This window comes from Paenibacillus motobuensis (assembly GCF_039521865.1).
In the GTDB taxonomy this organism is placed as follows: Bacteria; Bacillota; Bacilli; order Paenibacillales; family Paenibacillaceae; genus Fontibacillus; species Fontibacillus motobuensis.
Genome location: NZ_BAAACX010000009.1, coordinates 1 through 11918 on the forward strand (window position 1 = coordinate 1; position 11918 = coordinate 11918).

The 11918-nt window shown below is 46.3% G+C and carries 9 protein-coding genes and 1 pseudogene; 5 read left to right on the forward strand and 5 right to left on the reverse strand.

Annotation, left to right across the window (positions count from 1 at the left end):
• Positions 1-448: 448 nt before the first annotated feature.
• Positions 449-2434: a beta-galactosidase trimerization domain-containing protein gene (locus ABD014_RS10525; protein ID WP_343860712.1), complete on the reverse strand. Its 1986-nt coding sequence runs from the start codon at positions 2432-2434 to the stop codon at positions 449-451.
• Between the two features lie 133 nt (positions 2435-2567).
• Here ABD014_RS10525 and ABD014_RS10530 point away from each other — a divergent pair, with 133 nt between their 5' ends.
• From ABD014_RS10530 to ABD014_RS10540, 3 genes are all read left to right on the forward strand, one after another.
• Positions 2568-3449, forward strand: coding sequence for an AraC family transcriptional regulator (locus ABD014_RS10530; RefSeq protein ID WP_343860714.1), 882 nt, complete (start codon positions 2568-2570; stop codon positions 3447-3449).
• Positions 3450-3611: 162 nt separating this feature from the next.
• Positions 3612-4343, forward strand: a complete 732-nt coding sequence (locus ABD014_RS10535; protein ID WP_343860717.1) for an AzlC family ABC transporter permease — start codon at positions 3612-3614, stop codon at positions 4341-4343.
• Complete coding sequence (locus ABD014_RS10540; RefSeq protein ID WP_343860720.1) at positions 4334-4660, forward strand: AzlD domain-containing protein; 327 nt, start codon at positions 4334-4336, stop codon at positions 4658-4660. Before ABD014_RS10535 ends, ABD014_RS10540 begins: the two co-directional genes overlap by 10 nt.
• Positions 4661-4717: 57 nt before the next feature.
• Here the strand turns inward: ABD014_RS10540 and ABD014_RS10545 are convergent.
• Together ABD014_RS10545 and ABD014_RS10550 are read right to left on the reverse strand one after the other, a co-directional pair.
• Positions 4718-5138, reverse strand: a pseudogene (locus ABD014_RS10545) (Type 1 glutamine amidotransferase-like domain-containing protein); the annotation flags it as partial.
• 212 nt (positions 5139-5350) lie between these two features.
• Entirely contained in the window at positions 5351-6691 is a 1341-nt protein-coding gene (locus tag ABD014_RS10550; RefSeq protein ID WP_343860722.1) for a catalase, read from the reverse strand.
• Positions 6692-7056: 365 nt separating this feature from the next.
• On the opposite strand from ABD014_RS10550, the gene helD reads away from it, so the two are divergent.
• On the forward strand, positions 7057-9471 hold the full coding sequence (gene helD, locus ABD014_RS10555; RefSeq protein ID WP_343860724.1) for an RNA polymerase recycling motor HelD: 2415 nt from the start codon (positions 7057-7059) through the stop codon (positions 9469-9471).
• Positions 9472-9634: 163 nt separating this feature from the next.
• On the opposite strand, the gene ABD014_RS10560 is transcribed toward helD, so the two are convergent.
• Positions 9635-10177, reverse strand: coding sequence for a hypothetical protein (locus tag ABD014_RS10560; RefSeq protein WP_343860726.1), 543 nt, complete (start codon positions 10175-10177; stop codon positions 9635-9637).
• A 276-nt stretch (positions 10178-10453) separates the two neighbouring features.
• Between ABD014_RS10560 and ABD014_RS10565 the strand changes: the two genes are divergently transcribed.
• Complete coding sequence (locus ABD014_RS10565; RefSeq protein WP_193556459.1) at positions 10454-10594, forward strand: hypothetical protein; 141 nt, start codon at positions 10454-10456, stop codon at positions 10592-10594.
• 145 nt (positions 10595-10739) lie between these two features.
• Here ABD014_RS10565 and ABD014_RS10570 read toward each other — a convergent pair whose 3' ends face one another.
• Positions 10740-11915: a serine hydrolase domain-containing protein gene (locus ABD014_RS10570; protein WP_343860729.1), complete on the reverse strand. Its 1176-nt coding sequence runs from the start codon at positions 11913-11915 to the stop codon at positions 10740-10742.
• Between the last annotated feature and the right edge of the window lie 3 nt (positions 11916-11918).

Genomic DNA, 11918 nt, shown 5'->3' on the forward strand with positions numbered 1-11918 from the left:
ATAGCGTTAGACTGCGAATACAGTATTTTACTCGGGTCAGACTCCAGATTTAAGGGGCCGAACCGTAAATGCAGTTATATGCAACATTAACGTTTATAAAAGCCGGTTTAGTTGTAAATAAGCACTTATTTTCTTATTTCAATGTTCGTCCATTCGATTTTATCTAGTTAAAATTGCCTTCTCTTTGAAGTGCTTACTTTCTTGGAACGTCATTTGTACGATGTGCTCAGCGATTTCCCGCAACATATTATCTTTTGGAATCACTAAGTTATAGAGTTCTATATAAGGACTTAAAGTAATGGTGACCCATGATCTGATGCTGCCTAAAGCGGACTATGCATGCAGGGAGGGCAAAAGAAGGAATAAGCTGATTAATAAAAGCTGCCGTGGTCTCGGGACTGCGGCAGCTTTCGTAATATTCTATTTATACAATAGACAAGTAAGGCGTCTACACAAGCTCCAACACGACCATCTGATGATTATCTAAATAAGGAACCGTGTAGCTGATTTCACCGTGCTCCCCGGCCTCGTAGGGAAGCTCCTCCATAGAGGGAGCCAGATAGACCCGCTTGATTGATGCGGAAGCAGGGAGATACAAGCTGACGGCAACGTCCTGCAGCGGTACGATGTCCTCGATGACTTCAACACGCCCTTTCAGCACAGGAGTGGCATACAATAAGTGATTGATATAGCGATTCCCCTCCGCTTGATATTGGAGAGTAGCGATGCCTCGAGCCGGCAAATCGCAGCACAGGGACGGCCGCGGCAGCAGCCGGGAAAGAGCGTGTAATACCATCTCCTTCAGAATGAGGTGGCCATTGTCGGCATAGTCGCCGAATACATTCCAGGCGATATAGATGCCGTTCGGGCTTTCGATCATACCAGGTCCGTTATCCTCCCCGGTGCTCGGGGTATGCAAATGTGAGCTGAAGGTAAAAACGTCGCGGTTGAAATACGGATTCTCCCGTCGTCCAAGTGAATGGCCTCCGTTCAGTTCCACCACTTGTCCTTCTCCGTACATAACAAACGAAGCAGGCAGAAGGGAGCCTGGGGAGAAGTGAGGATGAAAATAAGACGGCTGGTACGGGTTGATGCCTTTCCAATTCAATCCCAATTCAAGCATAAACGTATCGCCGGCCACATTTAGACCCGAACGCCCCGTAGCTAGAACTTTTCCGCCGTTAGCTGCAAAGAGGTTGATAGCCTCCCTCAATTCCGACCATATCGGCACCTCATCCGGTAGAATCAACACTTTGTAACGGCTGAAATCCGCATCGACATCCACGATGTCGTACAGATAATGACCTTCGGTCAGAATTCGTACTGCTCCTGCATCAGCCAGATGGGCTCGTTCATCCTTCTCCTGGGCGTCCGGGCAGGCCACCCGAGCTGCTTCCAGCGACAAGACGGCGATGTCTGCCACGGATGAAGTGCCTCGGCACCACGGCTCTTTCGCTTCTACTTCAGCATAGGCGGCACCGATCAGGGCATAGGTTGCCTCATCCATCAGTCCCGACGGATGAAGTTGGTCGCCGATCGAGCATTTGGCGCCGTGGGCGAGGCTAAGCGCTGTCTCGAACCGCAGCGCGTTCGGATGTTTGTACCCGCCGAATTCTCCCCAGGAGGTGTGGAATTTGCCTGTCATGCCCAGATAGTCCATGCCCAGCGATTGGACGTAGCGGGCCGAAAGCGGAAAGTGATCATAGCCCCAGCCCCCGGTCGGCAGCGATTCAAGCTCCAGATGGCTGTTGACATGGGCAAGATCACGGCGGCCTCGCAGCTGATGACTGCTGTTATGAAAGACCGGAAGGCCAGGCTTGACAGCATCGATAGTTTCCCGAACTCGCCGGGTGTAGTTGAGGTAAGTTCGTTCGCCCAAGGCGGCAACAGCCGCTTCGTCGCGTGGATCCTGTCCGGCCTCCCGAAGCGTGGCCACGCAATACTGGCATCGGCATTCGCGAATCCCGACGATGTCGAGGAAAATGCCGTCCGCATCATAGTTGGAGACGACCTCATGGATTTGGGCCAGCAAGATGTCCAGGTAAGGGGTATTGAAGCAAAATTCGTGGTAGCCTGGCGTCATGAAATCTTTCACCCAGCGTGTTCGGTCCTCTGCATCACGGATTAGCCATTCGGGATGGCGCCTAGCCAGCTTTTCGTCGAAGCCGGAGGAAAGGTACACGGGCGTTTTGACGTCGATTTCATGAGCAGCTGCTATCAATTCGCCGAGCAGATCGAACGAGAGATGCGGGTGCATAGTATTAGCTTCACTGGGATGATAAGCCCAGCCGTGATGGCATTTCGAAAAGACAGTAATAGAATCAACATGCCCAATACGCAGCATATTCTGGAACTGAGATCGGGAGAACTGGCTTCCGATGCCTGGGATGGCCTCAGAAGTATGAAAGTCGAGATGAACTTGACGAAAGCGCATGTGTGAGCAGCTCCTTTAGTGGTAGATTAGAACGATTCCTTGTGTTCAATGTACCTCTTTTACACGAGCGCAACCAGTGATAATATAAACTTTGGATAGCACAAAACGGACTTATAGATTGGAGAGAATCTACGTGTATTGTCTGGAATTTGCCATTCCGCCACTGCCGCAATTCTTAATGGCGGGACGTGCCTTATGGAAGCCGGGAGACCAGCATTTCGCCCGCGTCTTTGGCGTATACGACCTGCTTCTGGTAACGAGAGGAACGCTCTATATGACGGAAGAAGAGACGGAATATGAAATCGGCGCAGGAAAGATGCTTGTGCTGGAAGCAGGGCTGCCGCATTTCGGACATCGATCCTGCTCGGAGGATACGGAGATTTATTGGGTGCATTTCGTCCATGGACATCCAGCGTCGCACATCCGGCAGGAGGATATTCCTTGGTCATCCCTACTGTCCAAAGGGACGAACGAGGATGTTGAGCCGTCCTCGCAGCAGCGGATGTACTTGCCGAAATTCGCTTCCGTCGATGTACAAAGCATAGAGCCGCTGGTGCGCGAGTTGGACAATATCCACAATGGGTTGAACGTAGAAACTGCACTTCGGCTTCATCTATTACTGGCTGAGCTGTTTGCGGCGCTGCAGGCAGAATGTGTAAGGACATACGAACCTGAGCCTTCCGTCCGGCTAGCCAGGGCTGCTGTAGCGTATTTGAACGAACATTGGAGGCAGCCATTTCAGCTGGCAGCGTTGGAGGCAAATCTGCATTTCCAGGCGAATTACATCACAAGGTGCATGAAGAGGCATATCGGCAAAACTCCGCTGCAGTATGTACTGCACCTGCGTCTGGAGGAGGCCAAAAAATTGCTGGGCGGAACGGTGCTTGGCATTTCTGAGATCGCGGAAAAGGTGGGGATCCGCGATCCCAACTATATGGTGCGCCTGTTTACGGCCAAGCTTGGAATGACTCCAGGGGCGTATCGGCTGATGCTTCGCCAGAGGAAGGGAGAGTAAGTTACCGGTGAGCTAAAACAGGATGATGAATAATGCTACCGAATATGGGGAGTCTCTCCAACTGAATACAGAAAAACAATAACTAGCAACTAACTCGGAAAATCGACTGTTTTTCTATTATAATGAGGACACAGAAAGACAAAAGGTGGAGAGGATCATACGATGCAAGAGAATTTGCAAATCAAACAACATGGGGTTGAAGTTAGCGGAGAGAGCTTCTTACAAGGTGTAAAAGACTGTATTCCTACATTATTGGGTTACTTGAGTATTGGATTTGCTGCTGGAGTGCTGGGAAAAACATCAGGACTAAGCATCACTGAAATCACTCTGATGAGCTTGCTAGTCTATGCTGGCTCCGCTCAATTTATTATTGCCGGGATGGTGGCGGCAAATGGCTCGGCTTCGGCTATTATATTTACGATTTTCTTTGTGAATCTCCGTCACCTTTTATTGAGTGCGGCTTTATCGCCTTATTTCCGGCATTTATCTCCCTTAAAGAATATGTTGATAGGCTCTTTGCTTACGGATGAGACATTTGGTGTTGCCATGGCTCAGACCGCGAACAAGACATACATCAGTGATAGATGGATGCATGGTTTAAATATCACAGCTTATCTAAATTGGGTCATCGCCAATATCGCCGGAGCATTCTTGGGACAATGGATCACAGACCCTCAGAAATTTGGTCTCGACTTTGCCTTGCCAGCCATGTTTATCGGTCTGCTGGTTCTAATGATGGTGAGTCGGGCTAAAGTGGCTGTAGATATTGTGGTCGCTATAAGTGCAGTGGTCATTGTTGTAGGTGTATCTCTGGTGACTTCTGGAAGTGTAGGGGTCATCGTAGCTACAATCATTGCCGCGACAATTGGAATGGTGGTGGAAAAATGGAAGTAAGATGGTCAATTCTATTGATTATTATCGGGGCATCTATCGTCACGCTCATTCCAAGGGTGCTTCCGCTTGTTGTGCTTAGTCGCATACAAATACCCGAATGGGGAATGCGCTGGTTGAATTATGTTCCAGTTGCCGTCATGGCGGCATTAGTAGGGCAAGAGTTACTAATGAAGAATGGAGAATGGTCTCCCTTACAAAGCAACCTAGAGTTACTGGCGGCATTGCCAACTTTCATCGTGGCTAAATTAACGCGGAGTTTGTTAGGAACTGTAGTGGTCGGTATTATTTCTATCATGGTGCTGCGTTTCATTTTTTGAAGACAAAGTCGTGATAATTACAGGCAAACGGCGGCTTTGATTTATTTCAAAACCGGGAGCTTTTTCAACGCTATCCATACCTTTTACATATTCGATATTTTGGCTGTAACCATTGCCCCTGCAGACTCCCCGATATAGAGCTTCCCTGCATTTACTTCTTCAATGATGATTTGATCTGCTCCTGTCCTTTTCATCTCTTGCAACAGGAAAAAGGTATTGCCACCTGTCACATAAATAAAATCATTACCTTTTAATTTGGCACTTATTTCATCAGCGGTGGCTGTGGATATTTCTAGAACATCAATAATCAGCCCTAATTTCTCGAGTGCTTTTTTTCCTGCATTTACATAAAAAACAACCTTTTCTACTACGCTTGCCGTAGGTATAAAATTATAGTCTTACCATTCAAGTTTTTTTCAAAGTCTGAGAATATATTGGCTAAATCTTTGAAAGATGAGGCTAAAAATAATTTTTTCATATTTTAATGGTTTCTCCTTTTCTATCTTCTTTAACTATAGTATAAAATAAAAAGGTGTCATATAACGATACCTTTTATTCTGATGAATCAACTGTTGCTATACTCAATTTATATCAGGTTCACGTAAAGTAGCCGCTCCGATGATAGGAGCGGCTGCTTGCACGGTGAACCGTACCTTAAGTAATGGCAGGTTTTTGCTTAAATACGATTCATTATGAAGTTTGAATCTTTCGGGTGACACGTTCCCCGAGCTCGGGGGACGCCTGGTACAGGTAGCCGAGGACGATGTTTTGCGTTTCGGGGGATATGCCGACAAGATCAACTGCCAGATTATCTACCAAGTGAATTTTCTGTAATGGGGCAAGAGCGCTATAGTACTGACCAGCTTGCGCGAAGTCATCTTGCTTAGGAACATCGGACCGAACGAGGCGTCCTTCCACGAATCTCCCGTTGCCGCTAGTCACTAGAAAATCGGGTGTCCAGTTCTGCTGATGATTTATCGGAATCTTACGAAAATTTGGACCAAGTCGATGTCGCTGTGAGTCCCAATAAATATTTGCGCGCCCCTGCAGTAGCTTATCGTCCGATAACTCTGCGCCTTCCAGCAGGTTGGAGGGGGAGAAAGCCAACTTTTCTACTTGTTCCATATAATTATTCGGATTGCTATTTAACACCAATCTCCCTACCGGGAGCAAGGGATATTGCCGCTCATCCCATACCTTTGTACAATCCAACGGATCATAAGGGAGAAAAGACTCATCTTGGGGGTTCATCAGCTGTACATAAAGCCCATATTCAATCGTTTTGCCCGCGTTCAATGTATCGAATAAGTCCTTGGCGACATAATCCGGATTCTCGCAAGCGAGCCGGGCTGCTTCTTGACGGTCAATATACTGTACACCCTCAAGAGGCATCCAATGGTATTTCACGTAAGTGCGGACACCTTGAGCGTTTAACCAGACATAAGTATTGACGCTGTGCCCCGGGATATGTCGAAGACTCTTGATCGTGCCCGCGTCAGAGTAGAATTGGACGAGAAAGTGTGTGGATTCCGGTGCTCTGGCGATGAAATTCCAAAATCGTTCCGGGTTGGTGAGGTTGTTGGTGGGAGAAGGCAGTAAGGCATTGATAAATTCGGGAAAGCGGAAGGCGTCTCGGACAGGGAACACGGGGATATGGTTAAAGACAAGATCGAACACTCCGTGGTCCGTATAGAACTTGGTGGCGAATCCGCGTACATTACGGGAAGTATCTGGCGTGCCTGCGTTGCTTACGGCTAAGGAGAATCTTACCGCAACGGGGACCTGCTGGCCCGGATTTTGCAAGAAACAAAGCTTCGTGTAAGCCGTCATGGTATTCACGGTCTGAAAGTAGCCGAATGCGCCATAACCTTTGGCGTGTACGGGCCTTTCCAACAATTTCGAATGAATGAATGTCTGCAGCTTTTCATGCAGCACGTTGTCCTGTTCCAATACAGGGCCTCGTTCACCTACTGTCTGTGAATGAAAAGCAGCCGAAGTATCTCTAGGGCGAGTTCCATTGTTCTCGTTCATCTTTCAACCTCCCCATACCCGTATGCGAATTTGTTAGGATATATCAAAATGTATGAAGAGCGACTATGCAAATATGACAGTGCGTCCTACGGTACAAGAGAGTTGTATTTAGCGGGAAATGCTCTAGATAGATACTCACTAGCAAGAGAGTTCGAATTTTGCCAAAACAAAAAAAGCTTGGCCCGAAGACCAAGCTAAAAAATAATTTGAAACACTAAAAGCGCTATGATATAATCATTAGCGCATTTGGAAATCAAAATATAACTGGTTATTATAATTACTCTTCCTAATTTTATTTTATACCAGTGACTTCTGATTTGTCAATGCCCATTTTTCGGAATGAAAAGGAGTGTGTTCAGAAGAATATGGAAGCGAAGGAATGGCAGACAGAACAAGCGCGACTGGATCAAGTTAGAGAGAAGCTGCAAGCAAGGATCGAAGAGCTGGAGCCGGAGGTTATAGGGACACGTGAGCAGGCTTCCGAGATGCGCAGGCACTTCTGGGAAGAAGTGACGGTCAACACGAGCTCGGATGAGGACTTTGAAGAGACTTTCTATACTATTAAACAACAAGCCGCGGTCTTATCCGAACGGGAGCGCCGTCATCGGCTTCTGAGCCAGCAATGGAAGAGCTTAAATCGGCTGCTGCCCTCGCCTTATTTTGGTCGCATTGATTTTCAAGAGGACGGTCTGAACTTGACTGAGCAAATCTATATCGGAGTATCTTCCTTCGTGGAAGAAGATGGACTGAGCTTCCTAGTATATGATTGGCGTACTCCCATTGCCAGTCTTTACTACGATCATTCCCCCGGTGCGGCCTTTTATGACACGCCAGTTGGTAGGATTACGGGAACGATGGAGCTGAAGCGGCAGTATCAGATCCAAAACGGACAAATCCGCAACATGTTTGATGCGAACGTAACGATTGGCGATGAGCTGCTCCAGCAAGTTTTGTCTAAAGGCGCGGACTCGCAAATGAAAAGTATTGTAGCGACGATTCAGAAGGAACAGAACACGATCATTCGAGACGACCACAGCCGATTGCTTATTGTACAGGGAGCTGCTGGCAGCGGAAAGACTTCTGCGGCTTTGCAGCGTGTAGCCTACCTATTGTATAAGAACCGCGATACACTTAAGGCCGATCAGATCGTTCTTTTCTCGCCGAATCCGATCTTTAACAGTTATGTATCCTCCGTGCTTCCAGAGCTCGGGGAGGAGAATATGCAGCAGACGACTTTCCAGGAATATCTCGAATATTGGCTTGGTTCATCCTTACGTCTGGAGGATCCGTTCGATCAGATCGAATATGTGCTGACCGCACAATTAATGCCAAATTATGAGGCGCGGCTTCAGGGGATGAAATACAAGGCGTCCGAGGCTTTTCTGACAGCTCTGCAGAACTATGCACAGTGGTTAGGTCAGGAAGGAATGCTCTTCAAGAGTATTCGGTTTCGGGACCGTGATCTGATCACTGCGGAGCGGATAGGCTTACAATTTTACAGTTACGACTTCACCTTGAGCTTGGCCAATCGGATCGATCTCCTGCAGAAATGGCTTATGAAGGAACTATCGGTCCTGGAACGTAAAGAACGCGAAGCTTCCTGGGTAGAGGAGGAACTCCAATACCTTGATATCGAACAATATGAGGAAGTTTTCGGCGAGCTGCACAAGGATCGAGAAGTGTTTGATATTGCCGAGCGTTACGCCGAAGTGTACGAGATAATAAGCAAAAAGCGCCGGAAAGATGAAGGCGACTTCGACTTCGCCGATCAGGAGAAAGAATTGCTTAGCCAGAGGATTGTGAAGCAGAGCTTCAAACCGGTAAGACAAAGCGTGAAGAAATTATTCTTTATAGATGTCCAGGGGCTATACGAGCAATTGTTTGATGATGAAGCGCATTATCGAGAGAAGACGAAAGAGGGGGAAGTTCCTGCTCTATGGTCTGAAATCTGCCAACAAACCAAAGAAAAACTGGACCAGAACGAATTGTTCTATGAGGATGCGACTCCGTACTTGTATTTAAAAGAACTGATTGAAGGCGTTCGGACGAACACGGAGATTCGCCATGTCTTTATCGATGAAGGACAGGATTATTCGGCGTTTCAATATGAATATCTCAAGAAGCTGTTTCCTCGTGCCCGTATGACGGTACTCGGCGACTTTGGGCAGGCTATCTTCACGCAGTCTACAAAACTGCAAGGGGACGATTCGCCAATGGTCAGGCTTTATGGTAATGACAAGACCTGCTTGATCCGCCTTGTGCGCAGTTATCGTTCAACACGGGAGATTGTAGAATTTACAAAGGAACTGCTCTCGGAAGAGTCGGATATCGTACCATTTGAGAGGAGAGGACCGAAGCCACTTCTTACTAGGATAGAAGGCGAGGAGAAGCGTGCCGCGCAAATACTGAAAGACATTGCCGCCCTTCAAGGCGAAGGCTATGACTCGATTGCCGTCATTACGAAGACAGCGGCTGAAAGCCGAACAGCCTTTGAATCTTTACAGGCGCAGGGAAGCGAAGAATTGCAGCTGATTACTAAGGAGACGGTTCAGTTTGATAAGGGAGTGATGGTCATTCCTGTATATCTGGCTAAGGGGATTGAGTTCGATGCCGTTCTAATATATGAGGCTTCATCTCAAGCGTATAGCCGGGACAATGATCGCAAGCTTCTATATACTGCATGTACGCGGGCTATGCATCAACTGTTGCTCTACTCTACGGGGGATTGGACGCCTTTTGTGGAGAAGATAAACACCAATTTGTATAAGATGACGACCTGATGCCCAGCGTTGCAGCATTAGATCGGTACAAAGATCGTCCCTGGTATACTAGGGAACGATCTTTTTTGTAGATACATGCTCACTTGGATGCTAAGGCCATGTTGTATCTAGTGCAATGCGACTTCGGGTCAGCTAGAATAAAAGATATCGAATAAGTTAGTGTTTAGTCCAAGTTGAATTTATATCGATCTTCTAAGGTATTAAAAATGACCTTTTTTTCATTTATCCAGATAGGTTCTTCGAAATCAAAAATTTCTTTTTGCGATAGTGTAAAAATGTAAGGAACAGTTATTATGATATCTTTTTTCGTAAGTTCTTTCATTAATATTCCATATTTCTTTTGATATATTTTGTAATTTGAAATATTTTGATCAATAAGGCTATTTCGATGTTCAATGATCACAACATTACTTTTCTGCGGAGATGTAATTTCCTCATAATTAAAACTATGAAAGAATTCAGTCCATAAATTTATTATCAATAACCAAAAACAAAGTATAATACTTAAAACTACTAAAACTAAATTAATCCCTCTACTTTTTTTAACAACCAAGAAAAATACAACAATGTTAAGGATGATAGGAGCCAGGTAATTACTCTTTTTTAGAAAGATCACATCATAATTCTTTGCTAATAAACAAAGTAGGAGAAGATCCAATACCATTACTATAAGAAAAATATAGAGTAACGCCTTTTTTTTAGTCATTGACTAACTCCATTTCACTATATTTAAAGCATATTATATATGATTCTCACTTCTTTATGTACAAACATTCGTGGTAGATAGATGTGACTTAATAATTCAAATTACGGATTGGGAAAGAATGCAAAGAATCAGGTTTACGATACAATGGTCCTATTTTAATAGCCGCCGCTAAAATAATAAATCATTGGAGGGCTTGATGGGAAAGCCACTATCTATTTAGGGCTAGCTGAATGAAAACGAGGTCAGACGTTCATGTTATAAATGGAGGTGAGCGTCATGACTGGAAGAAACAACAAGCCTAAGAACGACGGACCTGCCTCTTCCCCTGAACGGCTAGATCAATTCGGTGAGAAGTTGGCAGAGGATAGTGGAAATAAACCGATGAACCCAGGTAAGAACAGCAGAAAGAGCTGTTGAGTGACAAGAAACGGATGCCTTCGTCGGCAGCCGTTTCTTATCTATGTAATCATGACAGGAGCAATCAATTAGCGAAGCGGGATAATTCACCTGAGAATGTCGTTGATGCGTTCGAGGTAATGCAGAAGACTTGGTCCTACATAGTCTACAAGCTGCTGAACACGATATTACGAAGCTTGCGTGTAATCGTCATCGTGCCGGCATCTTTTTTCTGGATCATGAATAGGATTGTCAGGCCGTCTTGAGGACTGTTGCAGAAGTATGCCCCAAGCCAGCCGTCCCAGCCATATTCTCCCGGGCTGCCGATCAATCCGGCTTTTTCCGGAGCGGTCATGATGCGCATTTGGTTGCCATAGCTATAGCCGCGGAAAGTATGCCACGTGTCGAGGCCTTTTTGCTGCCAGTCCGTAAGAGTAGCTGAGGTCAAATATTGAACGGTTCTTGGCCTCAGCAGTTGAATGTTGTTGAAGCTGCCTTGATTCAACAGCATCGTTGTAAACCTGGCGGCATCGTCAATCGTAGACGCTAGGCCAGCTCCGCCAGATTCGAATGCCGGCTCCTGATCCATCTGATGGGCGATCCCCAGATGATTATCCGCATACAGCTTCAAGCTTCCTGAACCATCATCCTGATAAGTTTTCACCAGACGAGCTCTTTTTTCTTCGGGTATCCAAAACCCGGTATCCTTCATCTCTAATGGCTCGAATATTTCTTTTTTCAAAAATTGTCCGTACCGCATACCGCTGACCGTCTCTACAATCGCGCCAAGGATATCCGCTGACGCCCCGTATTGCCAGTTCGATCCTGGCTCGAACGAGAGGGGGCCTTGACCCAGGCGGTTTGCGAATTCTATGGTGCTCATGGGGTTTTCACCGTACATACGACCGTTGATTTCTTGGAACAGTGCCTCAGTATACTTATCGGCTTTGTCGGTTCCACCATATACTAATCCCGATGTCATGTTCAATAAATCGTGAATATTGACCTCGCGTCCGGCAGGCACCAATTCACCGTTCTTCTCAACCTGCTGGTTATTGAACCCTGGAATAAAACGGCTTACCGGATCGAATAAATCGATTTCTCCACGTTCCAGCAGCATCATGATAGAAGTGGCGGTAATTGGCTTCGTCATCGAATATAAGCGGAAGATCGAATCCCTTGTAATAGGACGTCCCGATTCGATGTCGGCCAAGCCTTCTTCATGATAAAAAACCTTATTTCCATCCTTGATGACCATAAAGTTCGCACCGGCAATTTCCTTGTTATCAATACTTGCTTTCAACGTGTTCTTTAATTGATTGGCTATTTTTGGTTGCAGCATGTT